Source organism: Variovorax sp. P1_H2 (genome assembly GCF_056405295.1).
Genome location: NZ_JBFUCJ010000001.1, coordinates 18,591 through 42,502, shown reverse-complemented (window position 1 = coordinate 42,502; position 23,912 = coordinate 18,591). Strand labels below are relative to the sequence as shown.

At 66.1% G+C, this 23,912-nt stretch carries 21 protein-coding genes and 2 pseudogenes; 15 read left to right on the top strand and 8 right to left on the bottom strand.

The features are described from left to right. Positions 1-12: 12 nt before the first annotated feature. The 6 genes and pseudogenes from AC1D2E_RS00225 to AC1D2E_RS00200 all read right to left on the bottom strand — a co-directional run. Entirely contained in the window at positions 13-1,233 is a 1,221-nt protein-coding gene (locus AC1D2E_RS00225) for an ABC transporter substrate-binding protein (protein ID WP_478195682.1), read from the bottom strand. Positions 1,234-1,325: 92 nt separating this feature from the next. Continuing rightward, on the bottom strand, positions 1,326-2,828 hold the full coding sequence (locus tag AC1D2E_RS00220) for an aldehyde dehydrogenase family protein (RefSeq protein ID WP_478195522.1): 1,503 nt from the start codon (positions 2,826-2,828) through the stop codon (positions 1,326-1,328). 49 nt (positions 2,829-2,877) lie between these two features. Continuing rightward, the gene (locus tag AC1D2E_RS00215) at positions 2,878-3,267 is read right to left on the bottom strand and encodes a nuclear transport factor 2 family protein (protein ID WP_478195521.1); all 390 of its coding nucleotides are present in this window, start codon (positions 3,265-3,267) and stop codon (positions 2,878-2,880) included. 40 nt (positions 3,268-3,307) lie between these two features. Next, positions 3,308-4,120 (bottom strand): MoaF C-terminal domain-containing protein, encoded by an 813-nt coding sequence (locus AC1D2E_RS00210; protein WP_478195520.1) that lies wholly within the window; start codon positions 4,118-4,120, stop codon positions 3,308-3,310. A 10-nt stretch (positions 4,121-4,130) separates the two neighbouring features. Further along, positions 4,131-4,937, bottom strand: coding sequence for an SDR family NAD(P)-dependent oxidoreductase (locus AC1D2E_RS00205; RefSeq protein ID WP_478195519.1), 807 nt, complete (start codon positions 4,935-4,937; stop codon positions 4,131-4,133). Positions 4,938-5,016: 79 nt separating this feature from the next. Beyond that, positions 5,017-6,609: pseudogene (locus AC1D2E_RS00200) on the bottom strand (GMC family oxidoreductase); the annotation flags it as partial. 369 nt (positions 6,610-6,978) lie between these two features. Between AC1D2E_RS00200 and AC1D2E_RS00195 the strand changes: the two are divergent. Next, positions 6,979-7,125: pseudogene (locus AC1D2E_RS00195) on the top strand (helix-turn-helix domain-containing protein); the annotation flags it as partial. 472 nt (positions 7,126-7,597) lie between these two features. On the opposite strand, the gene AC1D2E_RS00190 reads toward AC1D2E_RS00195, so the two are convergent. Continuing rightward, entirely contained in the window at positions 7,598-8,518 is a 921-nt protein-coding gene (locus AC1D2E_RS00190) for a LysR family transcriptional regulator (RefSeq protein WP_478195518.1), read from the bottom strand. A 105-nt stretch (positions 8,519-8,623) separates the two neighbouring features. Here AC1D2E_RS00190 and speB point away from each other — a divergent pair, with 105 nt between their 5' ends. The 5 genes from speB (at position 8,624) to argH (AC1D2E_RS00165) (ending at position 13,810) form a co-directional block, all read left to right on the top strand. Further along, the gene (gene speB / locus AC1D2E_RS00185; RefSeq protein WP_478195517.1) at positions 8,624-9,604 is read left to right on the top strand and encodes an agmatinase; all 981 of its coding nucleotides are present in this window, start codon (positions 8,624-8,626) and stop codon (positions 9,602-9,604) included. 29 nt (positions 9,605-9,633) lie between these two features. Continuing rightward, positions 9,634-10,533 (top strand): amino acid ABC transporter permease, encoded by a 900-nt coding sequence (locus tag AC1D2E_RS00180; RefSeq protein WP_478195516.1) that lies wholly within the window; start codon positions 9,634-9,636, stop codon positions 10,531-10,533. Further along, positions 10,530-11,342 carry an amino acid ABC transporter ATP-binding protein gene (locus AC1D2E_RS00175; RefSeq protein ID WP_478195515.1) on the top strand — a complete coding sequence of 271 codons (813 nt, stop codon included), beginning with the start codon at positions 10,530-10,532 and terminating at the stop codon, positions 11,340-11,342. The genes AC1D2E_RS00180 and AC1D2E_RS00175 overlap by 4 nt, the downstream gene beginning before the upstream one ends. 139 nt (positions 11,343-11,481) lie before the next feature. Beyond that, entirely contained in the window at positions 11,482-12,273 is a 792-nt protein-coding gene (locus tag AC1D2E_RS00170) for a transporter substrate-binding domain-containing protein (RefSeq protein WP_478195514.1), read from the top strand. Between the two features lie 22 nt (positions 12,274-12,295). Further along, positions 12,296-13,810, top strand: a complete 1,515-nt coding sequence (gene argH, locus AC1D2E_RS00165) for an argininosuccinate lyase (RefSeq protein ID WP_478195513.1) — start codon at positions 12,296-12,298, stop codon at positions 13,808-13,810. 19 nt (positions 13,811-13,829) lie between these two features. On the opposite strand, the gene AC1D2E_RS00160 is transcribed toward argH (AC1D2E_RS00165), so the two are convergent. Next, positions 13,830-14,744, bottom strand: a complete 915-nt coding sequence (locus AC1D2E_RS00160; RefSeq protein ID WP_478195512.1) for a LysR substrate-binding domain-containing protein — start codon at positions 14,742-14,744, stop codon at positions 13,830-13,832. 205 nt (positions 14,745-14,949) lie between these two features. Here AC1D2E_RS00160 and argH (AC1D2E_RS00155) point away from each other — a divergent pair, with 205 nt between their 5' ends. The 9 genes from argH (AC1D2E_RS00155) to AC1D2E_RS00115 all read left to right on the top strand — a co-directional run bounded on the left by argH (AC1D2E_RS00155) (position 14,950) and on the right by AC1D2E_RS00115 (position 23,896). Further along, the gene (argH, locus tag AC1D2E_RS00155; protein ID WP_478195681.1) at positions 14,950-16,389 is read left to right on the top strand and encodes an argininosuccinate lyase; all 1,440 of its coding nucleotides are present in this window, start codon (positions 14,950-14,952) and stop codon (positions 16,387-16,389) included. Further along, entirely contained in the window at positions 16,383-17,258 is an 876-nt protein-coding gene (locus AC1D2E_RS00150; RefSeq protein ID WP_478195511.1) for an amino acid ABC transporter permease, read from the top strand. Before argH (AC1D2E_RS00155) ends, AC1D2E_RS00150 begins: the two co-directional genes overlap by 7 nt. Before the next feature lie 2 nt (positions 17,259-17,260). Continuing rightward, a complete protein-coding gene (locus AC1D2E_RS00145) occupies positions 17,261-18,049 on the top strand; it encodes an amino acid ABC transporter ATP-binding protein (RefSeq protein WP_478195510.1) in 789 nt (262 codons plus the stop codon). A gap of 8 nt (positions 18,050-18,057) precedes the next feature. Further along, complete coding sequence (locus tag AC1D2E_RS00140; RefSeq protein ID WP_478195509.1) at positions 18,058-18,933, top strand: transporter substrate-binding domain-containing protein; 876 nt, start codon at positions 18,058-18,060, stop codon at positions 18,931-18,933. A gap of 42 nt (positions 18,934-18,975) precedes the next feature. Further along, positions 18,976-19,797: an alpha/beta fold hydrolase gene (locus tag AC1D2E_RS00135; protein WP_478195508.1), complete on the top strand. Its 822-nt coding sequence runs from the start codon at positions 18,976-18,978 to the stop codon at positions 19,795-19,797. A 68-nt stretch (positions 19,798-19,865) separates the two neighbouring features. Continuing rightward, positions 19,866-20,696, top strand: a complete 831-nt coding sequence (locus AC1D2E_RS00130; RefSeq protein ID WP_478195507.1) for an ABC transporter substrate-binding protein — start codon at positions 19,866-19,868, stop codon at positions 20,694-20,696. A 25-nt stretch (positions 20,697-20,721) separates the two neighbouring features. After that, the gene (locus tag AC1D2E_RS00125; RefSeq protein WP_478195506.1) at positions 20,722-21,588 is read left to right on the top strand and encodes a polysaccharide deacetylase family protein; all 867 of its coding nucleotides are present in this window, start codon (positions 20,722-20,724) and stop codon (positions 21,586-21,588) included. Beyond that, positions 21,585-22,502 (top strand): polysaccharide deacetylase family protein, encoded by a 918-nt coding sequence (locus AC1D2E_RS00120; protein ID WP_478195505.1) that lies wholly within the window; start codon positions 21,585-21,587, stop codon positions 22,500-22,502. The genes AC1D2E_RS00125 and AC1D2E_RS00120 overlap by 4 nt, the downstream gene beginning before the upstream one ends. Then, the gene (locus tag AC1D2E_RS00115) at positions 22,499-23,896 is read left to right on the top strand and encodes an MmgE/PrpD family protein (RefSeq protein WP_478195504.1); all 1,398 of its coding nucleotides are present in this window, start codon (positions 22,499-22,501) and stop codon (positions 23,894-23,896) included. Before AC1D2E_RS00120 ends, AC1D2E_RS00115 begins: the two co-directional genes overlap by 4 nt. Positions 23,897-23,912: the final 16 nt, after the last annotated feature.

Here is a 23,912-nt window from a genome sequence, read left to right as displayed (position 1 = left end):
GACCCGGTGCGCCTACTTGAGGCCCATCTTCTGCTCGTCGGCGCGGATGTCCACCAGCTCCGGATCGTCCGCCGTCAGGCAGCCGCCGGGCGCAAAGCGCCAGCCATTGCCGTCCGGACTTGCGATCGGCCCGCTGTTGTTGGCGTTGTGGCGGTTGCCGTTGCCCACGTAGAAGGGCTTGCAGAGGACGTCGCTGCGAAAGTCCGTCACCTTGCGCAAGGCATCGGTCACGCTCGCGCGGTCGATCTTCTTCGGGTCCATCTTGAGGAGGGCCTGCGTCACGAGCCGCGCGGCGACGTAGCCGGCCTGCGAGAAGGTGTCGCGCGGATCGCTCCTGGCGCCGTACCGGTCCATCACCGCGAGCCAGTTCTTGTTGTCGGGCCCGGCCGATTCGAGCGGATTGAATTCGAGGTTGACGTCGAAGTTGCCTTTCCAGTACGGCCCGATGGCTTTGGGCACGTCGGCGTTGTAGGCCGGCGCGGACGACACGAAGTGGATCTTCTTGCCGATGTTCTGCTGCTCGGCGGCCGCCAGCATGGGCACGAGGATGCCCTTGGGCACGTTCATGATGATGGTGTCGGGCTTCTTCGCGGCGGCCTGCAGCATCGTGGAAGTGGCATCGGCCGAACCCGGGTCGATGGCGATGGTCTCGACCTCCACGCCATTCTTCCTGCCCCATTCCTTCGGCCCCTCGCAGGCCCAGTTGCCCAGGCTCGGAATGTTCGGAATGATGCAGACCATCTTCTTCGACTTGTACTTCTGCGCCGCATACATCGCGGCGATGGTGGCCGACACGCGCGGCCCCGCATTCACGGGCACATAGTTGCGCGCGTTGAAGCACTCGCGCGGCACGCCGGTGCCGGCGATCACCATCACGCCTTCGTCGGCGTACATTTTGGCGTTGGCGCCGCATTCCACGAAGCTGGTGCTGCCCGCGAGCGCAACCACCTTGCGGTCTTTCACGAGCTTGGAGGCGACCTGTGCCGCGGTCTCGGGGTTCCACTGGTCGTCAACCACGATGTAGTCGACCGGCCGGCCGTTGATGCCGCCGTTGGCGTTCACGCACTTGAAGTACGCGGCCGCCGCCTGGCCCGAAGCGCTGAAGTCGTCGGGCCCCGTCTTGCCGACCACGGCGCCGATGGGAATGGGCTCGCCCGTCGCGGGCTTGCCGCTGTTGAGGCCGCAGTCGAGGCCGGACTGTGCCCAGGCCCCGCTGAAGCCGGCGAGGCCCATGGCGCTGACGATGGCAGACAGCGCGATCTTCTTTTTTCTCAGCATGATGAATGTCTCCTGTTGTGTTCTGTTGCGTTCGGAACCGGGCGCGGCTACACCGCCATGCACACGCTCTTGAGCTCGGTGAAGCTCTCGACCGCCGCGCGCCCCAGGTCGCGCCCGTAGCCCGACTGCTTCACGCCGCCCAGCGGCAGCGCGTTGTCGAGCACGTTGTGCGCGTTGACCCAGACCACGCCGGCCTGCAGGCGCGGCACGATGCGGTGCACAGCCGAGAGATTGTTCGACCACACGCTCGCGGCGAGGCCGTAGGCGCTGTCGTTGGCGAGGCGGATGACATCCTCGACATCGTCGAAGGGCACCACCGTGGCGACGGGGCCGAACACTTCCTCGCGTACGATGCACATCGAAGGCTGCGTGTCGACGAACACTGTCGGCCGGACGAAGCAGCCGCCGTCGAAGGCGCGGCTGCCGCCCGTGACGAGCGTGGCGCCCTCGGCCACCGCGCCGTCGATGTGCGCCATCACGCGGTCCATGTGGCGCCTGGACACGAGCGGTCCGAACTGCGCCTCCGGGTCGAAGCCCGAGCCGATGCGCAGGCCCTCCGCAGCGTGGGCGAGCTGCTGCACCACCTTGTCGAAGATGCCGCGCTGCACATAGACGCGCGAGCCCGCCGTGCACACCTGCCCCTGGTGAAAGAAGATGCCGTTGGCCGCGCCCTGCGCCGCCGCGGCCGGGTCGGCGTCGTCGAGCACGATGAGCGGCGACTTGCCGCCCAGCTCCAGCGTGAAGCGCGCCATGTTGTCGACCGCGGCATGGCCGATGCGCTGGCCCACGGCGGTCGAGCCGGTGAAGCTGATCTTGCGGATGTCCGGGTGCGCGGCGAGCGCGGCACCGGCCGTGGCGCCGCGGCCGCACACCACGTTGAGCGCGCCGGGCGGAAAGCCCGCCTCGATGGCCAGCTCAGCCAGCCGCAGCGCGGAGAGCGGCGTTTCTTCCGAGGGCTTGAGCACCACGGTACAGCCGGCGGCGAGCGCGGGCGCGACCTTCCACAGCGCGATCGCGAGCGGAAAGTTCCACGGCACGATCGCGCCGACCACGCCCACAGGTTCGCGCCGCGTGTAAGTCACCCACTGCGGTCCCGGGATGCCGATGGAGTTGTCGAGCGTCTGCCCTTCGAGCTTGGTGGCCCAGCCCGCCATGTAGCGCACGAACTCCGCGCCGCCACCCACATCGACCATGCGCGCGATGCCGCGCAGCTTGCCGCTCTGCAGGGTTTCGAGCGCGCTGAGTTCGTCGGCGTGCGACTCGATGAGGGTCGAAAGCGTGTAGAGCATGCGCTCGCGGTCGGCGGGGCGCAGCGACTTCCACGCGGTGCTCTCGAAGGTGCGCAACGCGCTGGCCACCGCCGCGTTCACGTCGGCCGCATCGCTGTCGGGCGCCTCGGCCACGGTCATCTCGGTGGCCGGGTCGACCACCGGCAGGTACATGCCATTGGCCGGCGCCGCCTCGCGGCCGTCGATGTGGTTGCCGCGCCGCCGCTGCGCCAGCAGGCCCACCTGGCCGAGGTGTTCGATCGACAGGTCTCGCAGATTCATGAAGAGGCTCCGGGGTGGTGCGTTGAAGAKAAAGAAAAGAACGAGCTCGTCACTGCATGGCCCGCGCCACGAGCAGCGTGTCGGTGAACTGCTCGAAGCGCCGCACCTTGCCGCCGCGCACCTCCCACACATGCGTGACGCGCGCGTGCATCGCCTTGCCGGTGGCGCGGTGGTGGCCGTGGTAGTCGCCGATGCCGACCACGGAGTCGCCGCCGTCGACCAGCCGCTCGAGCACGAAGCGGTAGCCCTCCCACTCGGCGCCCAGCGCCTTGAAGACCTTCTCGATCACCTGCGCCGGGCCGACATGCGTGCCGGCACAGGGAAAGCCGGCCATCTCGGTCCATTGCACGTCGTCGGCCACGTCGGCGAACATGGCCTCGAGGTCCTGGCGGTCGGAGGCGGCATAGTGATCGGCAACGATCTGGTAGGGCGTGCGCATGAAGTGAAGCTCCTGGGTACGACAGCGAAGGATGGGGAATTCAGACCGGCCCGAACTCGGGCGGGTAGAAGGTTTGCGAGGCCTTGCGCATGAAGGCGCCGGCCGGGTTGTTGGCGATATCGCCGCTGCCGGTGACGCCGAGGAACTTGCCCGTCGAGCGGCCGCTCGCGAAGTTGAAGAAGAACACCGACGCGACCGGAATCAGGAACTCTCGGAAGGTGAAGAGGTACTGCTCATCGTCGAACTTCCAGTAGCTCGCGAGGTCCACGTCGCCGTGGCCGCGCTGCACGCCGATCAGGCATTGCCAGGCGTAGCGCTCGGCGCTCAGGTAGGTGTGCTCGTAGGTGTGGTCGGGGCTGTAGGTCTGCCAGGTGCGCAGGCCGATCAGGTCGCGCGTGGCATGGGGCACGACGCCTGTGGCGGGCCCGCCTTCCAGCGTGCCTACCCAGAAGTCCTGCGGCACGCGCGGCTGGCCTGCAGCTTCATCTGCGCCGACGATGCGGCAGCGGATGGCGAGCACGCGGCGCGTGCGCGTGTTGAGCACCACGGTCAATGCCTCGGTGGGGCGGCTGGCCTGCGTGATGTCGAGGAAGAAGGTGTCGGTTGCGACCTCGATGGCTTCGTACCAGTCGCCTTGGGCATGGCCGCCGCGCGCGCCCTGCTCCTGCCAGTCCACCACGTGTTGCGAACGCAGGCGCAGCGTGAGGCCAAAGCCGGGCAAGGCCAGCGTCAAGGTCCGGCCGACCAGTGCGTCGGTGGCCGGCAGGCGGTTGGTTGCGATGCCGAGCGCGAACTGGTCGTAGGTCTTCCAGTCGGCGGGCTTGGTGGCGGTGTCGGCGGGGATGGTGCTCATGGCGTCTTCCTCAGGCGTCGTGCGCGAAGGCGATGGTGGGAAGGTCCACGGCAGATGCACCGCCGTCGACCATCAGCGAACTCCCGGTGACCATCGCGGCCAGCGGCGAGGCCAGGAACAGCACGGCGTTGGCCACCTCCAGCGGACTGGCGGCGCGCCCCATCGGCACGTCGCGCGTGACCAGGTCATAGGCCGCATCGGCATTCGCCAACCGGTACCTGTCGACCAGCACCTGCATCTGCTCGTCGGCCATCTCGGTACGCACCCAGCCGGGGCACACCGCATTCACGCGCACGCCCTGCTTACCGTAGTCGCGCGCCAGCGAACGCACAAGGCCGATGAGCGCATGCTTCATCGTCACGTAGCCGATCACGCCCGGGCCCGCGAAGTGGCCGGCCAGCGACGACAGCACCACGATGTTGCCGCGCCGCTCGATGAGCTCGGGCAGCAGCTCGCGGGCGCAGATGAAGGCGGTGTCGAGGTTCAGCCGCGTGGAGAGCGCCCACGAGGCGTCGTCGGTGGACAGCGCATCGCCCACGCCGTGGCCACCCGCGTTGGCGACCAGCACGTCGACACCGCCGTATTTTTCGCGGGCCTCGGCCAGCGCGCGCCGCACATCGGTGGTGTTGGCGGCATCGCCCGCCACCGCGAGCCCACCGAGTGCGGAGGCGACGGCTTCGAGCTGCGCGAGACGGCGCCCCATCAGCACCACGCGGCCGCCTGCGGCCGCGAACTGTTCGGCCACCGCCGCGCCGATGCCTGTGCCGCCACCGGTAATGAACGCGACCTTGCCAGCCATCGAATCTGTGGAACTCATTCGCTGCGTCTCCTTGTCTGCATCGACTCTAGGTTCGGGTGCACGCCGGCCCTTGATCGAGCGCGCAATGTCAGTTGCCCGACAGCGCGAAGTCCGCGCAGCGCTCGGCCAGCATCACGGTCGGCGCGTTGGTGTTGCCGCTGACCAGCGACGGCATCACCGAGGCATCGCACACGCGCAGCTTCGCCACCCCATGCACGCGCATGCGCGCGTCGACCACAGCCATGTCGTCGCGACCCATGCGGCAGGTGCCGCTCGGGTGGTAGACGGTCTTGGYGCGCTGGCGCACGTAAGCCTCGATGGCGTCGTCGGCCAGTTCGTCCGCGGCGGCGGGCGCGAGTTCTTCGCTCACCAGCTCGCGCAACGCCGGTGCGCGCAGGATGCGGCGCGCGAGCTTCACGCCGCGCACCAGCGTGTCGACGTCTTCCCTGGCCTGGAGGTAGCCGCCGTCGAAGAGGATGGGCGCCATCGGGTCGGCGCTGCGCAGGCGCACGTTGCCGCGCGACTTCGGCCGCAGGAAGCAGGGGTTGATCGACAGGCCATGGCCGGCCAGCGGCTCGCGGTCCACATCGCCCACGAGCACGGGCAGCACGTGGAACTGGAGGTCGGGCCGGCCTTCGCCGGTGGTGTCGACGAAGCCGCCGCTCTCGACCACGTTGGAGGTGAGCAGGCCGGTGTTGAAGAGCGTCCATTGCAGCCCGTGTCTGAGCGCGGCCAGACCGCGGTCGTTGCCCAGCAGGCTGATCGGCTCGCGCGTACGACCGTAGACCGACACCTCCAGGTGATCCTGGAAGTTCTCGCCCACGCCGGGCAGGTCGCGCGCCACCGGAATGCCCAGCGACTGCAACTGCGCGCCAGGGCCGATGCCCGACAGCAGCAGCAGCTTGGACGAGGCCAATGCGCCAGCCGAGAGGATCACTTCCTGGCGCGCCGTGGCGACGATGTCTTCGCCGCTGCCATCCCGGCCCGTGCGGTAGACCACGCCGGTGGCGGCGCCGTCCTGCATCAATACGCGCATCACGTGCGCGCCGGTGACCACCGTGAGCTTCGGGTTGCCGCGCACCGCCGCGAGGTAGGTGGCCGCGGTGCTCGCACGCCGCCCCTCGAATGTGGTGGTCTGGTAGAAGCCCACGCCCGCCTGCTCGGCGCCGTTGAAGTCGTCGTTGTAGGCCAGGCCGGCCTGCTGCGCCGCGCGCAGGAAAGCCAGGCTCAGCGGATGCCGAAAGCGCGTGTCGCTCACCTTCAGCGGCCCGTTCGTTCCGTGCAGCTCGCAGGCGAAGCGAGAGTTCGCCTCGGCCTTGCGGAACCAGGGGAGCACGTCGCTCCAGCCCCAACCTTCACAGCCCTGCGACTGCCAGCCGTCGTAGTCGGCGGGCGTGCCGCGGATGTAGACCATGGCGTTAACCGAACTGCCCCCGCCCAGCGTGCGGCCCTGCGGCACGAACATCTTGCGACCGCCCGCCGCGCTCTGCGGCTCGCTCTCGTAGGCCCAGGTGCGCTCGGTGCCGATCACCCGCACGAAGGTGGCGGGCATGTGGATGAAGCGGTCGTTGTCCGGCGGGCCCGCCTCCAGCAACAGCACGCTGCGCCCCGCCAGCACCAGCCGGTGCGCGAGCACGCAACCCGCCGAGCCGGCACCCACTACCACGAAGTCGAAAACCTGTTGCGCCATGTCCCGCGTCCGTCCGAAGTTGTTGTTGCAGCCGGATGCTCGGGGCTGCGACGCGCCTTGGCGCACCCGGGCGGGTTGGTGCAATTCAAAATGCGCTGTCGGTCAATGCGGGAACCAATTGAACGAATTGAACGTACGCGCCGATTGGCGCAGCAGCCTCAGTTGACGTCGCTGTTTGCTGGTTCGGCCCCCAGCTCCCTTGCCCTTTGAAATGCGGCTTGAACAGCGGCCACTGTGATGTTCCTTGTGTCATGCCGTGTTGGCGCCGACCGAAAATTGATCACCTGAACCCGGGTCTGCCGATTCAAATTTGACCAGGGTGCTCAACTGCCCTGCTGAATATTTCAGCGGGGCGAACAGGTGATCACCATGGACATGATTGGCAAGGTCAAGCGGATGCACTTCCGCGACCATCTCTCGTTCAGCGACATCGCAAGGCGTACGGGCCTGTCGCGCAACACCGTGAAGAAGTGGGTCAAGGCGCCGGCGGAGGTCGAGCCTCGATACCGCCGGGAGGCGGCAGCAAAACCACAGGCGCCGGAGTCGAGCACGACCGCCGCCGCGACGCGGGAAATGCCTTGTGAATCGACGAGTTCGATGCCCTGGACATGCTTGATCTTTGTCATGCAGTGCTCGCTTCTAGACGCAGTCGGCGCATGCCGGCCTCCTCAGAGAATGAAACCAGTGTTGATGAACCTCGACCTGTGGTCCTGCACATCAGGGCTCCTCGTGCGTGGAGCGGTCGGCGCGCCGACTGCGGAACTGCCTTGAGGCCAGCGCCAGCGCGCACGGGGTGCACGGCGGCGTGGGGATGATTGTCGGCGCCCTCAGCAAATTAATTAATTCGGCGGATTTTCGGCTGCCCGGACCGTGCGCCTTGCACGCCTCCCCCGAGCGGATTCAAGGCTACGCCTGCCGGCCGACCGGCCACTCGGAATGAATGCATTCGCCCCGATGCGCACCAGGCAGTGAGGAAGGACTCCGGTCTTCAAGCCTTGCGCTCGGGTCGCGCACGTTGCTGACTGGCAGACACCAAATGATCCAGAAAGCTCTGGACCACGCGGGCAGGGTGAGGGCCATGCCGCCAGATTGCCCTGAACTCCAGGTGTGTGCGAAAGCGCTCGGGGCTGACGCGCTTGAGCAGGCCGCTTTGCTCCCAGGGATGTGCGTAATGAGCCGGCAGGAACCCGAGGTATTTGCCCGAGAGGATCAGCAGCGCACGGCCTTCCACGTTGTCCACGGATGCTGACGCCTCGGCGATCTGGAGCAGCGCCAACTCCTGGCCTCGCAGGTAGCTTCGCGCCGCAAGCCTGGAGCGATGTATTTCTTCGAGCTGCCGGGGGCCCGACGGGCACGAGTAGACCGGATGGGGTGATGCGCAATACAGGAGCTGCTCCTCCCGGTAGAGGGTCTTGTCGTCGAGTCCGGCGTTCCGATCGGGGAACGGTCCCAGCGCGAGATGGAGGCTGCCGTCGAGGACCCGCTGCTCCATCCCCGCCGGGGTGTCCATCACGATCTGCAAGTGGACATCGGGCGCCACCCGCACGAAGCTGCGGATCGCGGGCAGCAACGGAGAATGATCGTCGGTCAGCGTGGCTTCGATCACGCCGAAGCGCAGAACACCGCGCAGTTGCTTGCCGAGCGAACCCGACTCCATCGAAAAGGTATCGACGGCTCCAAGCAGACGTTGTGCGGCCTCATGCAGTTGGACGCCATCCTCGGTCAATCGGAAGCCGGCGCGGCCGCGTTCGCACAGGCGCACGCCCACGCGTGTCTCGAGCTGCGACATGTACTCGCTGATGCGGGAGCCGCTGAGGCTCAGGGTCGACTGGGCTGCGGCGAAGCCGCCGCAGCGAATGACGGTATCGAACACCCGCAGAAGCTTGAGGTCGGCGTCATGGACTTGCATGGGGATACATCCGGATTTCCGGAAATGAATATCGCAACTTTGTGATTTTACCGGAGGGTTCCAGTGTCCAGAATTCACTTGAGCCAACGCCGAAAGGATCCGCAAGTGAGTCAAACCGCCGAGAAGAACCGCTACGACCAGGACCGCCTGGACCTGCCCTTCGTGGGCATCTGCACATTCGGAAAGTCGCCCCTGTGCCTCGATTGGAATGCCATCGACGCAGATGTTGCCGTGATGGGGGCCCCCTTCGATTGCGGCACCCAATGGCGGGCCGGCGCTCGCTTCGGTCCCCGGTCGATTCGGGAGGCGTCGACGCTGTTCGCCTTTGGTCATGGAGGCGCCTACGACTTCGAGGACGACGTGCTCTACATGCCCGCTGGCGAGGTCCGGATGGTCGACATCGGCGACGCCGACATGGTCCACACGAACACCGAGAAATGCCACGACAACATCGAATACGGCGTGCGCAAGATGCTGGCTGCCGGGGCCCTGCCGGTGGTGCTGGGCGGGGACCACTCCATCAACATTCCCTGCATTGCCGCCTTCGAGGGGCAGGAGCCTTTTCATGTGGTGCATATCGATGCGCACCTGGATTTCGTCGACGAGCGGCATGGTGTTCGCCACGGCCATGGCAATCCCCTGCGTCGCGCCGCGGAAAGATCCGTGGTGTCGGGCATGACGCAGATCGGCATCCGCAACGTCTCGTCAACCGCACGGGAAGGCTACGAAGAAGCAAGGCGAATGGGTTCCGACATCATCTCGGTGCGCCAATTGCGCAAGCTCGGCGTGCAGGGCGTGCTCGACCGGATCCCGAAAGGGGTGCGCTACTACCTGACCATCGACATCGACGGCTTCGATCCTTCCATCGCGCCTGGAACGGGCACGCCGAGCCATGGCGGACTGACGTACTACGAGGGCCTGGAGATCTTCGCCGGGCTGGCGCTGCAGGGCGAGGTCGTGGGCATCGACCTGGTCGAAGTCGCGCCCGACTACGACCATTCTGGTTCGACTGCGATATTGGCGGCGCAACTGCTGCTGAACACCATCGGGCGAGTGATGCACCAGCGCCGGCTCAAGCAGGCGTGACAGGAAACCGCAGACGAGGAGAAAGCGCCATGGACAATGACCACCGTTCCGCTCAGCCTTTGCCGTCCTTGGCCGGCATTCCACGCGTACCTCTGCGGCATCCTGGCCGCTGGATCACGGCAGCGCTCTCTGCTGCCGTGATGGTGTTCCTCGTGCAAGCTTTCGCCACGAGCAAGATCGAGTGGGAGTATGTGCGGCAATTCCTCACCGCGACGGCCATCCTGCGCGGCATGGGCAACACGCTGATCCTCACGGTCTGCGCCATGGGGCTGGGCATCGGACTGGGGCTGCTCGTCGCCCTGATGCGCCTGTCGTCCAACCCCGTGTCGCGGTTCGTCGCGTCGAGCTACATCTGGTTTTTCCGGGGCACGCCGGTCTACCTGCAGCTGCTGCTGTGGTTCAACCTGGCGCTGGTGTTCCAAACCGTGGGGCTGCCCGGGGTCTGGGAGGTGGGCACGGTCACGCTGATGACGCCCTTCCTCGCGGCCCTGCTTGGCTTGGGCGTCTGCCAAGGCGCCTATACGGCGGAGGTGATCCGGGCCGGCATCCTTTCGATCGACGCCGGCCAGTACGAAGCCGCGCAAGCCCTGGGCATGCGCAAGACCCAGGTCATGCGCAAGATCGTGCTGCCGCAGACACTGCGGGTCATCATGCCGCCGATAGGGAACGAGGTGATCAGCATGTTGAAGACCACGTCGCTGGCGGCCGCCATCAACTATCAGGAGGTGGTTCACTCGGCCTCGCTCATCTACTACGTGAACAACCGGGTAATCGAGCTGTTGTTCGTGTGCGCCATCTACTACCTGGTGACGGTCACCGTCCTCAGCTACTTGCAGAGAAGGCTCGAGCGGCGCCTGGCGCGTTCGTTGAACCGTGTCAATCCGGGGCGCGCCGTGGCGGCGCCCAAGATCGTGGAGGTGACCGCATGAATCCGATCGCTGTAGCGCGTGATGTCTGGAAATCTTTCGGTGATGTCCAGGTGCTGCGCGGCGTGTCCCTTGAAGTGCAGGCCGGCGAGGTATTCGGCATCGTCGGGCCGTCGGGCAGCGGCAAGAGCACTTTCCTGCGCTGCTTCAATCAGCTCGAATCCATCGACCGCGGCGAGTTGTTCGTCAATGGCGAAGTCGTAGGCTACGCACTGCGCAACGGCAAGCTGCATGAACACGGTGATCGCAAGGTGGCCGAGCAACGCAGCCGGGTGGGCATGGTGTTCCAGAAGTTCAATCTCTTTCCCCACATGACTGCGCTGGAAAACGTCGCGAGCGGCCCCATGATCGTCAAGGGCGCCGACAGGTCGACGGCCGAGGCGCAAGGCCGACGCCTTCTCGACCGCGTGGGTCTGGCAAGCTTTTGCGACAGGTATCCGTCGCAGCTTTCCGGTGGGCAGCAGCAACGCGTGGCCATTGCCCGGGCCATTGCCATGGAGCCCACGATGCTTCTGCTCGATGAACCCACCTCGGCCCTCGATTCCGAGCTGGTCGGTGAAGTGCTCTCCGTGATGAAGGACCTGGCCGCCGAAGGGCGCACCATGATTCTGGTCACCCACGAGTTGGCCTTTGCCCAGGAGGTTTGCGATCGCGTGGCCTTCATGGAGGAAGGCTGCGTCGTCGAATGCGGCCCACCGGCCCAGCTGTTCGGCAACCCGCGGCAGTCCCGCACCAGAGAGTTCCTGCAGCGCCTGCACCGGCCATCGCCCGCATCGTCGTCTGCTGCTTCATCCGCACTCCTCCCACATTGAGGTCATCATGAAATTCAATCCGCTCTGGCATCGGCATTGGCCGGCCCTCGCCCTCGCCCTCGGCCTGTCGACCACCCTGGCCGTCCACGCCGAAGACCCAATACCCGCCGCGTCCTCGAATGCGGTGTCGGCCGCTGCGTTGCCGTCGCGCGTGCCGGAGGCCTACCGTCGCGCCGGCAAGATCGTCGTCGGCACCAGCCCCACCTACATACCCCTTGAGTACAAGGATCCGCTCACACAGAAGCTGATGGGACTCGACATCGACCTGGTGGAGGAGATCGGCAAGCGCCTTGGGCTGAAGATCGAATGGCAGGAACAGTCGCTCGACCAGATCATCAACTCCATCGACACTGGCCGCATCGACATGGGTGCGTCGGTCATTGCCGATATCGCGACGCGGCGCGACAAGACGGACTTCATCGACTACTTCGCAACAGGGACGCAGCTCTTCGCCTTCGCCGACAAGGCGCAACAATTGAAGAAGGTCGAGGATGTCTGCGGCAAGGACGTTGCAGTCAACCGCAACGGCATCTTCTTCATCCGCCTGAAGGAGGTCAATCAGAACGTGTGCGTCGCCAAGGGCTTGCCCGAGATGCGCTTTTCACTGACGGACAAGACGGCGGACGCCCGCATGCACCTCATGCAGGGACGGGTCGTCGCCGCGGCGCAGAGCGTGGACGCGATCCGCTACATCAACGAGGATCCGAAATCGCCCGACAAGGGTAAGTTCATCCTCATCGGCAAGCCCGCCACCGTCGACCTCGCGGGGTTTGCCTTTGCCAAGTCGAAGTCGGCGCTACGCGATGTGGTCGCCGACGCACTCGCTTCGATGATCAAGGACGGCACCTACGCCAAGATCTTCGACGCCTGGAAACTCGACTACGCAAAGGTTCAGGAAATCACCATCAACACCCAGCCGCGCCAGCAGTGAGCAAGGCCACAGGACGACTGTCATGAAGCATCCCGACACCACCTATCGCGGCTTTCGTTCCGCCGGTACCCGTTTGACCGAGGCGCCGCTCGCGCATCTCGACTTCCATCGTTCCAGCCTGCTCGGCGAATCGGTACACGCGATCCATGCCTTCGACAAGGCGCATGCCGTCATGTTGACCGAGACCGGCATCATTCCGCGCGACATCGGCGCCGCGCTGCTGAGCGGCTTGCTGTCCATGGAAGAGGAAGGCGTGGCGCAGGCGCGCAACCGGGTCGACGGCGGCATGCACTCGGGGGAGCACTACCTCATCCACACGCTGGGAGAAGACGTCGGCGGCTACTTGCACATCGGTCGCAGCTCGGGTGACCTGGCCGAAGTGGCCCGGCGCCTGACCATACGCAACCATGTGCACCGCTTGATGGCCGCCTTATGCGATGTTCGGCAAACGCTGATCGAACTTGCTGGACGCCATTGCGAGACCGTGATGCCGGGCTACACCCACGGACAGCATGCGCAGCCGACCACATTCGCGCACTGGCTCACGATGTTCGAGGCGGTGTTTGCGCGCGATATGGCGCGGCTGGTGTCGTTCCACGCCCGGCTGAACAGTTCACCCGCTGGCGCGGCCATCCTCACCGGCAGCGACTTTCCGATCGATCGTCATCGCGTCAGCCAACTGCTGGGCTTCGATCAGCCACTGCCGCACACCATGGATGCGATCCTGAGCCAGGATCTCCTGATGGAATACGTGGGGGTTCTCGCAACCCTGGGGCAGGGCCTGGCGCGTATGGCCGACGACCTCTTCTTGTGGTCGACCACGGAATTCGCGATGGTCGAGCTGCCCGATCGCTACTGCGGCACGAGCAGCATCATGCCGCAGAAGAAGAATCCAGATGGACTGGAAGACATGAAGTCCATTTCAGCCCGCGCGATGGGGGCCGTGACCACGGTCATGGTCGCGGAACGGGGGCCCACAGGTTTTCCGATCATGGAGCGCAGGAGCAGTCAGGCCATCCTATGGGAACTGGGCCGGGACCTGAGCGTGCGGCTGGAGACGCTGGGACCACTCCTGCGAGACCTTAAAGTCCACGATGACCGCATGCTTGAACTCGCGGGCGCGAACTGGGCGCAGGTGACGGACCTGGCCGGCGCGCTGGTGCGCAACGCCCACATTGCGTGGCGCACGGCCCATCAGATCGTCGCCGTGTTCGTGCGGCAATCCAAGGAGGCGGGCGTGACGCCCTCTCAAGCGACGAGCCGTCAGCTCGACGCGGCCGCGAAGACCTTGGGCCACGAGCCGCCTGAGCTCTCTGCAGCCGCATTTGCCGAGGCGATGAATCCGGCGGCCTTCGTCAAACGCCGAATTCTGTACGGCGGCCCCGCACCGACTGCAGTCGCGAACGAACTCGTTCACTTGGGCGAGAGCCTGGAGGCCGATCGGCAGCATGTGCATACGCTGGTCGATCAGGCGGCAGCTGCCCACCAGATGCTGCAGCAGACCGTGCGATCGTTTGCCAAACAAGGGGAATCGTAGTCCCGGCCACGGCTGCTGGCTATCCCGCCACGCGGACCTTACCGAGAATCCAGTCGGTGAAGCCCGCGACCAGCGGGTTCTCGCACATCTCGTGGCGGCATACCACGTAGTACGCATGCTTGGCCGGCACGCTGTTCTCGAACAGCCGCACCAGCCGGCCTTCTGCCAGATCGTCGCCGAGCAGGAGGCTGTCACCCAAGGCCGCGCCCTGGCCATGGAGCGCGGCCTCGATCGCGATGTGCGCGTTGCCCATTTCGATCATCCGAAAGCCTGCGGCGGGTGCGTCGGAAGCGAGCAGCCAGCGCGTCCACTCGGCGCCTGCGTCCTCGCACAACAGCAAGTGGTGTTTCAGGTCATCCACCGTCCGCACACCGTGCGGGTCGTTGATCATCGCCGGGCTGCAAACCGGGAACAGCTCCACGTGGCTCATCAGGCGCACCTGCCGTTCGGGCCAGATGCCGGTGCCGTAGCGAATGCACAGGTCCACGCCGGTCTGGTAGACCTCCTTGTCCTCGTTGGAGGCGACCAGCTTGAACCTGACGTCGGGGTGCGCCACCATGAATTCGCCGATATGACGCGTCAACAGACGCGACGAGAGTCCGACGGGCGCGGACACCACCAGGTCGCCCACCATCACCGCATCGCCGAGCTTGGCCGCGGCCGAAGCGATCATCTGGAAAGCCGCGCGAATCGAGGGCAACAAGGCTTCACCGTGCGAGGTGAGCTTCAAGCGGGTCTTGGAACGGCTGAAGAGTTGAACGCCCAACGCGTCTTCGAGAATTCGCAGCTGATGGCTGACGGCACTTGGCGTGACGCTCAGTTCGTCCGCGGCCTTCACCACGGTGAGATGGCGGGCGGTGGCATCGAATGCACGCAGCGCGTTGAGCGGAGGCAGTCTGTTTCGCACCGTCAGGCGCTTCATCATGTCGGACATGGGATGCTTCTATTCCAAGAAATCTTCGGGGGGTTTTAAGGCTCGCAAGGTTCGGGCCACAAGCCTCGTTTTCCCGCCTCGGAGCTTGGATCGGAGCCCTCTGGATGCTGAGTTTTTTTGCAAGCGATGCGGGTCTTAATCTCGTTTTCCATGGTCGGGAATGCTCACTACCATCCAGACCATGTCATCTCTTCATGGTAGCGATATGCAAAAACAGGAGCCCAACGTGACGCAGCGCCTTTGGGGCGCGCGTTTCAAGTCCGAACCCTCGGCGGCGCTGAAGGCGCTGTCGCGCTCGGAACCCAGCTTCTTCAGGCTGGTGCCCTACGACCTGGCCGGATCGCGCGCCCATGCGCGTGAGCTGACGCATGCCGGCGTGCTGCAGGCCGGCGAGCTTGCCGACTTGCTCGCGGCCCTGGACGCGGTGGAACAGGAATACGCCGCCGGCAAGCTGAATCCCTCCGAGGCCGACGAAGACGTCCATACCTTCCTCGAACGCGTGCTCACCCAGCGGCTGGGCGCGATCGGCGGCAAGCTGCGCGCCGGCCGCTCGCGCAACGACCAGGCAGCCAACGACCTGAAGCTCTATCTGCGCGACCGCGCCCGCACCATCGCCAGCGCGGTGCTCGACCTGCAGGAAGCCCTGGTCGCCCAGGCCCTGCTGCACACCGGAACCTTGTCGACAGGCTTCACCCATCTGCAGCCGGCGCAGCCCATCGTGTTCGCGCATCACCTGATGGCACATGCACAAGCGATCGGCCGCAACATCGACCGCCTGATCGACTGGGACCGCCGCAGCGCCCGCTCTCCCCTCGGCGCCGCGGCGCTGGCCGGTTCGGCGATCTGCCGTTCGCCGGAACTGTCCGCCGAAGAACTCGGCTACGACGCGCCCTGCGAGAACTCGATCGATGCCGTCGCGGCGCGCGACCACGTATGCGAGTTCCTCTTCATCACCAGCATGCTCGCGGTGGAGCTGTCGCGCCTCTCCGAAGAGGTGGTGCTGTGGTCCTCGCGCCAGTTCCAGTGGGTGGAGCTCGACGACGGCTACTGCACCGGCAGTTCGATCATGCCGCAGAAGAAGAACCCGGACATCGCCGAGCTGAGCCGCGGCAAGGCCGGCCGGCTCATCGGCAACCTGGTGGGCATGCTGTCGGCGCTCAAGTCGCTTCCGCTGGCCTACAACCGCGATCTGGCCGAAGACAAGAGCGCGGCCTTCGACAGCATCGACACGCTGTCGCTGGTGCTGCCGGCCATGGCCGGGATGATCCGCACCATGCGCGTCAATGTCGAACAACTGAGGCGCCAGGCGCCCCTGGGCTTCACGCTCGCCACCGAAGTCGCGGACTGGCTCGCTGTCAACGGCGTGCCGTTCAGCGAGGCCCACGAGATCACCGGCGCCTTGGTCAAGGCCTGCGAAGCCAAGCAGATCGAACTGAGCGATGTCCCGGTCGAACTGCTGGCCGAAGTCGACCCGCGTCTCACGCCCGAAGTGCTCAAGCATCTCACGCTGGACGCGGCGGTGGCCGCGCGCACCGGCCAGGGCGGCACCGCGCCGGCGCGCGTGCTGGAACAGATTGCGCGAATGAAGGTGAAGCTGGCCGCAGAAGGCCAATGGATCGCCGGCTACCGGGGCCCGCGATGCTGACCGCCGCCTCTTCGGCGTCGGTCGCCGTACCCGAGCTCACGAGCATCTCGCACCTCGAGCACGTGCCGCGCCGCTACTGGGGGCGCTACGTTTCCACCGCTCTGATCGTGCTTGCACTCGCATTCGTGGCCAACGCCTTCGCGCACGGCAAGATCGAATGGGCGTACGTTGCGCGCTTCCTGACCGCGCAGGCCATCCTCGACGGACTGGTCAACACGGTCGTGATGAGCGTTCTGGCGATGGCGCTCGGCATTGCGCTCGGCGTGGTCACGGCGATCATGCGCCTGTCCACCAACCCCGTGCTGAGCTGGGTCGCGCGGGGCTACACGTGGTTGTTCCGCGGCACGCCGGTCATCCTGCAACTGCTGCTGTGGTTCAACCTCGCACTGGTGTTCCCGACAGTCGGGATCCCCGGCGTCTGGGAAGCTCGCACGGTCGATTTGATGACGCCCTTTCTCGCTGCGCTGCTGGGTCTCGGCATCAACCAGGGGGCTTACACCTCGGAAGTGGTGCGCGCCGGGCTGCTGTCGGTCGACGTCGGCCAGTACGAAGCCGCCAAGTCCATCGGCATGCCGCGCCTGCTGGCGCTGCGCCGGGTGATCCTGCCGCAGGCCATGCGCGTGATCATCCCGCCGATCGGCAACGAGTTCGTCGGCATGATCAAGCTCACCTCGCTGGCCAGCGTCATCCAGTACGCCGAGATGCTGCACAACGCGCAGAACATCTACTACGCCAACGCGCGCGTGATCGAACTGCTGATCGTGGCAGGCATCTGGTACATCGTGGTTGTCAGCGTGCTGTCGTTGGCCCAATCGCGCGTGGAGTCCTACTACGCCCGCGGCGCGGGCCGCGCGACCTCGAGGCAATGAACATGACGAACACCGTGAATACGACAGCCCAGCCCATCGTCCGCGCGATCGATGTACGCAAGAGCTTCGGCAGCTTCGACGCGCTGCAGGGCATCACCTTGGACATCGCCGCAGGAGAAGTGCTGTGCATCATCGGTCCTTCGGGTTCGGGCAAGAGCACCTTCCTGCGTTGCATCAACCAGCTCGAAGTCGTCACCGACGGCGCGCTTTGGGTGGGCGGAGAACTGGTGGGCTTCCGGCGTGTCGGTGACAAGCTGCATCCGCTGTCTGAAAGCGAGATCGCGCGCCAGCGGCTGAAGACCGGCATGGTGTTTCAGCGCTTCAACTTGTTCCCGCACATGACCGTGCTGGAGAACGTCATCGAAGGCCCGGTACGCGTGCAGCGCCGTCCGCGTACCCAGGTCGTTCCTGAAGCCCGCGCGCTGCTGGAGCGAGTCGGCCTGGGCGCCAAGTGCGACGGATTTCCGATCGAGTTGTCGGGTGGCCAGCAGCAGCGCGTGGCCATCGCACGTGCACTGGCCATGCGGCCGCAACTGATGTTGTTCGACGAACCGACCTCGGCGCTCGACCCCGAACTCGTCGGCGAAGTGCTGGCGGTGATGCGCGACCTGGCAACCAGCGGCATGACCATGGTGGTGGTCACCCACGAGCTGGGCTTCGCCCGCGATGTGGCCACACGCGTGATGTTCATGGACAAGGGGCAGGTCATCGAGACCGGCAGCCCGGCCGAAGTTCTGTCCACGCCGCGGCATCCGCGCACCCGCGAGTTCATTTCCGCCGTGCGCGGCTGATCCGTTCGTTGCTTGCCGCTCAATCTGGATTCTCCATGTCACCTCGCATTCTTCGCCGTGCGGCCCTCATTGCCGCGGTTGTCCTCCTGCTGCCGGCCACCGAACTGCTCGCACAGACCCAGAAGCCCGCCATCCAGCTGCCGGCCGACATCCTGGCCCGCAAGAAGCTGACGATTGCGCTGTTCGCCGCATTCCCGCCGATGGCCTACAAGGTCCCCGAAACCAACGAACTCGTCGGCATCGATGTCGATCTGGCAGCCTATGTGGGCCGCCGGCTGGGCATACCGATCGAGTGGCAGGACACGTCCTACGAGTCGGCCATCAATTCGCTCACCACGGGCCGGGTAGACATGGCGTTCAGCCTGCTCGACGCGCCTGAAGCCGCCGATCGCCTGGACTACGTGCCTTACCTCACGTCCGGCATGCAGCCGTACACGCTGGCCACGCACCCGCCCATCTCGAACACGCTCGACCTGTGCGGCCTGAAGGTCGGCGCCAATCGTCGCAATGGCTTCGATGCCGCGATGCGCAAATGGAGCGACGCGAACTGTCTTCCCAAGGGTCTCCCCGCCGTTCAGGTGCAGGAATCCGACGGCACGCCCGCTGCCCGGCTGCAATTGCGCCAGGGCCGCGTCGATGTCGCGGTGCAGAGCAGTGAATCGATCCCTTACACGATGTCGCTGGAAAAAGGTACGTACGTGACCATCGGCAAGCCTCTGACCTCGCTGCTTATCGTCGCCGCGTTCCCCAAGCAGTCCCAGTCCTTGCGCTTGGCTGTGACCCAGGCGCTGAAAGATGCCGTGGCCGATGGTGCCTATGCGAAGGCCTTGGCCAAACACGGCCTCGAAAGCAACACGGCCGCCGCCCAGATCGCGGCGCGCTGAGGACGGTACGTGCCCCAAGCGTCATACAGAAGGGCCTGACTCATGGCAAGGATCATGCTGGATTGGGGCGAGCTGAACTATGAGGACACCGGCAGTGGCGAGCCGCTGCTGTTGATCTCAGGCCTGAATGGGCTCGCGTCGCCGTGGCAGGGGATTGTTCCGGCGCTCGCCGAGCGCTTTCGCGTGATCACGCATGACCACCGAGGGCTCGGTCGCAGCGACGCCTGGGCCGGACCGTATTCGGTGGACCAACTGGCCGCGGACGTGCTGGGGCTGATGGACCGACTTGACCTGCGTCGCGCGCATATCRTCGGCCACTCGCTCGGCGGGGCGGTTGCGCAGGCCATCGCCGCCGACCATCCCGGGCGTGTCGCCGGGCTGGTGATCTATGCGAGCTGGGCTGGGCCGGACGCCTATTTCGATCGGATGATGACGATGCGGCGCGAGATCCTCACCGGGCTGGGCGTGGAGACATTTGTCCGCACCGGACCCCTCGCCATCTATCCGCCTGACTGGATCAGGCGGCACGACGCGGCCTTCGCGGCGGCGCTGCCCGCGGCGCTGGACGCATTTCCGGGCAAGGAGATCATGCTGCGCCGCATGGAGGCGTGCCTCTCGCATGACCGGCGCTTGGCCTTGGGCCACATCACGGCGCCGACGCTGGTGCTGGGCTTGCTGGACGACATGAGCACGCCAGCCCATTGCTCCGAAGAACTCGCGGCCCGCATACCCGGTGCACGGCTATCGATGGTGCCGTATGGCGGCCACAACGCGCATCAGGTGGTGCCGCAAGACATTGAGCGCAGCCTTCTTGCTTTCCTCGCGGCGGACGCGGCGCAGGCCGCTTTCAAGCGGCCGCCATAGGTACGCCCTCATACCAGCACATACCGGGTTCCCGTCTTTTTTTTTCCTTCCTTTACTGGGGTTGAATCATGTCTCTGAGTTTCATCCAGCGCCTGATCGCGATGGTGGCTATCTCCGCCTTCATGCTGTCCGCTGCGCACGCGCAAACCGCACGCGCCAAAGGCGCACCGATATCCGCCGCGGTGGTGTCCAACTATCCGCCGCTCGAATTCAAGGACCCGGCCAGTGGCAAACTCACCGGCTTCGACATCGACCTCGGCGAAGCGCTCGCCGCCAAGCTCGGCACGAAGATCAAATGGGAAGAAACCAGTTTCGACCAGATGATGAGTTCACTCGCCACCGGCCGCGTCGACATCATCCTGTCCGGCATGACCGACCTGCCGGCCCGGCGTGACGCGGTCAAGTTCATCGACTACCTCAAGACGGGCCCGCAGTTCTACGTGATGAAGGAACGCGCGGCGGAGTTCGCCAGCATGGCGGCCCTGTGCGGCAAGAAAGTGGGCGCAAGCCGCCGCACCTCCTTCCCGGCCGAGATCGGCAAGTGGAGCGACGAGCAGTGCGTGAAGGCCGGCAAGCCGGCGATCGCCGTCACGGGCACCGACGGCTCGTCCGATGCACGCACCCAACTGCGCCAGGGCCGCCTCGACGCCGCGGTGCAAGGCGGCGAGACCCTGCCCTACATCATGGGCCAGGAGCCGAATGCGTACGTGGCCGTCGGCAAGCCTTTCACGTTCCAGTACGTCGGCCTGGCCATCAGCCGGACCAACGAAGCACTCGCCGCCGAGCTGGTCGACGCCATGAACAAGCTCATCGCCGACGGAAGCTACGCGAAGATCGCCGCCAAATGGGGCCTCGCCGACTTTGCCGTGCCCAAGCTGATCATCGACAGTGCCAACTGAGTCGGCCGCCCACGTGGCCCTGCCCATGAACAGCCGGTCGGCGCCGGCCGGACTCTGGCCCGAGGGCGTGCAGTCGTGCGTCGCGCTGGCCTTCGACGTCGACGGCCCCACCGGCAATGCGATGCTGGACGGTTCGATCTGGCGCAACCCCTCCTTCTTCACGCTCGGCGCCTACGGGCCGTGGCGTGCGGTCGGCTATCTGATGGACATGCTCGACGAGCACCGCATCCCCGCCACCTTCTTCGTGCCGGGCTGGGTGCTCGAGACCTGGCCCTCGCAGATCCGCGCGATCGTCGATCGCGGCCACGAGATCGGCTATCACGGCTACAAGCACGAAGCCTTCTGGCAACTGACGCGCGAGCGCCAGCAGGAGGTGATGGCGCAGTCGCTCGCGCTGTTTCGCCTGCATCTGGGACTCACGCCCGTCGGCTTCCGGACGCCCTCGGGAGACTGGGGTGCCGACACCATCGAGATCCTGCTCGACGCGGGCGTGCGCTATTCGAGTTCGATGCGCGGCGACGACCGGCCGTATCTCATCGCGCACGCAGCCAGCGGCCGCACGCTGGTCGAGATCCCAGGCCGCTGGGAGCTGGACGACTACGCGTCGCTCGCCTATCAGCGCAACCCCGACTACCCCGCCGGCCTCGACCGGATCGCGAGCTACGACACCACCTTCGACAACTGGCGGCGCGAGTTCGATGGCTCGCACCGCGACGGCCTCTGCATGACGACCTTGTTCCATCCCAAGGTCTCCGGCAAGCCGGGGCGGATCCTGCTGCTCGAACGCCTGTGCCGACACATGCGCGAGCAAGAGGGCGTGTGGTTTGCCCGTTGCCGCGACGTGGCCGAGTGGTGGAACGAGCGGCATGTGCCACAAGAGGTTGCCTTATGAGCACCCACGACGCCAAACGCTGGCCCGGCGGCAAGCGCATGGCCTTCGTCGTCACCGTCGACTTCTTCGACACGGCGGGCATTCTCACGCAGGAGCCGCGCATGGCGGGCCGGGAGAAGAGCCTGTCGGTCTGGCAGTACGGCGCGAAGCGCGGGGTCGACCGCCTGCTCGACCTGCTCGGCGAGTTCAAGCTGCCTGCCAGCTGGTTCGTGCCGGGGCGCGTGGCCCTGGCGCACCGCGCGCTGGTGCAGCGCATCCACCAGGCCGGCCACGAGATCGGCAACGCCTCTTTCGGCTGCGAGAACTTCGACGCCTTGAGCCTCCCGCAGCAGCGCGACAGCCTGGCGGCGGCCCAATCGACGCTGCGCGAGATCATCGGCGAGGCACCGGTCGGCTTTCGCTCGCCCTTCGGAAACTGGGCCCCAGGCTTCGCGCAGCACCTGCGCGACGCGGGCATCCAATGGTCGTCTTCGTGGCGCGGCGACGACCTGCCCTATTTCCATCCGGCATCGGGCACTCCCGGCGCCGCCAGCCCCGCACTGATCGAGCTTCCGCTGCACTACGAACTCGAGGACGAGCCCTATTTCAGCTTCAACCTCCATCCCCCCGTGCCGGTCGGGCAGCCGCGCATCGCGTCATACCGCGAGGTGCTGAGCAACTGGAAGCAGGACTTCGCGGGTTTTCGGCGCTTCGGCTTGTGCCTTCCGCTGCGCCTGCATCCCGAGATCATCGGCACGGCCGGACGGATCGATCTGCTGCGCGAGTTTATGGCCGAGGTGGTCGCGCACGATGACGTGTGGGTCGCGACCGGCCGGCAAGTGGCCGCCTGGTGGCGCAGCCAGCGCGAGGGCAACGAAGCCGGCCATCCGGTCGACGTCTTCACTTCACTTCACGAACCTTCAGTCACGCCATGAACGACAGCGCTGCGTCGCAGCTCGGGCATTTCTGCGCCCGTACCACCTTCGACGATCTCCCCGCCGAGGTCGTGGACCGCGCCAAGCGCCACATTCTCGATACCTTCGGTGCGACGCTGGCCGGCAGCGCAGCGTCCGAAGCGCGCCAGGTCTTGCAGATGCTGGCGGCGGAACCGAGCGCCGGCGTTTCGCCGGCCTGGGGCACATCGAATGTTTTCGGCAGTCGCGACGCGGCCTTCGCCAATGGCGTGGCGGCGCATGCGCTGGAACTCGATGACACCGGCGGCTGCGATCACTCCGGCGCTGTCGTCCTGCCCGCCGCGATGGCTGCATTGACGGCTCCCGCCGTTCGCGCCCGCCGGATCTCCGGACGCGAGCTGATCACCGCCGTCGTGCTGGGCTACGACATCGGCCGCCGCGTGCTCGAGGCCTGTGGGGGCTACTCGCCGCACAACGGCAAAGGCTGGCATTCGACTGCGACCTGCGGCACCTTCGGCGCTATGGCGGCGGCAGGCCATCTGCTGCAGCTCGATGCGGCGCAAAGTGCGGCGGCGTTCGGCCATGCGGCCAGCTTCAGCGGCGGCCTGTGGGCGTTTATCCACGATGCATCGCAAACGAAGCGCCTGCATGCCGGCCGGGCGGCCGAAGGCGGCCTGACGGCGGCGCTGCTCGCGGCACAGGGCGTCAGCGGACCGACGCAGGTATTCGACGACGTCTGGGGCGGGTTCTTCAACGCCTTCGCCGCCGAGTCGAAGCAGCCCGATGCCTTGCTGGCCGAAGCGGGCAGCGTGTGGAAGCTGATGCGCTGCGCCATCAAGCCGCACGCCTCGTGCCGCAGCAACCATGCGACCATCGATGCCGTGCTGAATCTGATGGCGACGCACCCCGGCCTTGCACAGCAGGTTGCCCACGTCGACGTACGCCTCAGCGGTTTCGTGATGGGCATGTGCGGCGGACGCGATCTCGCCACGCTGTCCAGCGCGCAGATGAGCATGCCGTTCGCCATCGCGATCGCCTGGGTCTTCGGCGACGCCAGCTTGGCGCGCTATCTCGCGACGGCGCGCCAGGATGGGCGCTTGAAGGCCGCGATGTCGCTCGTGCGGCTGCACGTCGACCCCGACATGCCCCCCCTCGAGGAGCCCACCGTCACCGTCACGCCCCTGAACGGCGAAGCCGTATCGCATCAGGTGGCCGTCGCGCTGGGGGCGCCGTCCAACCCGCTCACCGACGCCGCATTGCTGGCGAAGTTCCGCTCGCTGGCGGCAGTCGCCCTGGCACCCGACCGTATCGATGCGCTCGCCGACCACCTGCTGCACCTCGACGAACTCGACGACGCCCGCGCGCTGCTGCCCCTGCTGGCAGGCCAGTCCGCACAGCACGAGTTGATTTGCTGAAGCCCCGCTCTCCCCC

Excerpts from the sequence above, each read along its gene's own strand:
- AC1D2E_RS00225 (WP_478195682.1), bottom strand. The coding sequence starts at position 1,233 with ATGGGCCTCGCCGGCTTCAGCGGGGCCTGGGCACAGTCCGGCCTCGAC.
- AC1D2E_RS00220 (WP_478195522.1), bottom strand. The coding sequence starts at position 2,828 with ATGAATCTGCGAGACCTGTCGATCGAACACCTCGGCCAGGTGGGCCTG.
- AC1D2E_RS00215 (WP_478195521.1), bottom strand. The coding sequence starts at position 3,267 with ATGCGCACGCCCTACCAGATCGTTGCCGATCACTATGCCGCCTCCGAC.
- AC1D2E_RS00210 (WP_478195520.1), bottom strand. The coding sequence starts at position 4,120 with ATGAGCACCATCCCCGCCGACACCGCCACCAAGCCCGCCGACTGGAAG.
- AC1D2E_RS00205 (WP_478195519.1), bottom strand. The coding sequence starts at position 4,937 with ATGAGTTCCACAGATTCGATGGCTGGCAAGGTCGCGTTCATTACCGGT.
- AC1D2E_RS00190 (WP_478195518.1), bottom strand. The coding sequence starts at position 8,518 with ATGCAAGTCCATGACGCCGACCTCAAGCTTCTGCGGGTGTTCGATACC.
- AC1D2E_RS00180 (WP_478195516.1), top strand. The coding sequence starts at position 9,634 with ATGGACAATGACCACCGTTCCGCTCAGCCTTTGCCGTCCTTGGCCGGC.
- AC1D2E_RS00175 (WP_478195515.1), top strand. The coding sequence starts at position 10,530 with ATGAATCCGATCGCTGTAGCGCGTGATGTCTGGAAATCTTTCGGTGAT.
- argH (WP_478195513.1), top strand. The coding sequence starts at position 12,296 with ATGAAGCATCCCGACACCACCTATCGCGGCTTTCGTTCCGCCGGTACC.
- AC1D2E_RS00160 (WP_478195512.1), bottom strand. The coding sequence starts at position 14,744 with ATGTCCGACATGATGAAGCGCCTGACGGTGCGAAACAGACTGCCTCCG.
- argH (WP_478195681.1), top strand. The coding sequence starts at position 14,950 with ATGCAAAAACAGGAGCCCAACGTGACGCAGCGCCTTTGGGGCGCGCGT.
- AC1D2E_RS00150 (WP_478195511.1), top strand. The coding sequence starts at position 16,383 with ATGCTGACCGCCGCCTCTTCGGCGTCGGTCGCCGTACCCGAGCTCACG.
- AC1D2E_RS00145 (WP_478195510.1), top strand. The coding sequence starts at position 17,261 with ATGACGAACACCGTGAATACGACAGCCCAGCCCATCGTCCGCGCGATC.
- AC1D2E_RS00130 (WP_478195507.1), top strand. The coding sequence starts at position 19,866 with ATGTCTCTGAGTTTCATCCAGCGCCTGATCGCGATGGTGGCTATCTCC.
- AC1D2E_RS00125 (WP_478195506.1), top strand. The coding sequence starts at position 20,722 with ATGAACAGCCGGTCGGCGCCGGCCGGACTCTGGCCCGAGGGCGTGCAG.
- AC1D2E_RS00120 (WP_478195505.1), top strand. The coding sequence starts at position 21,585 with ATGAGCACCCACGACGCCAAACGCTGGCCCGGCGGCAAGCGCATGGCC.
- AC1D2E_RS00115 (WP_478195504.1), top strand. The coding sequence starts at position 22,499 with ATGAACGACAGCGCTGCGTCGCAGCTCGGGCATTTCTGCGCCCGTACC.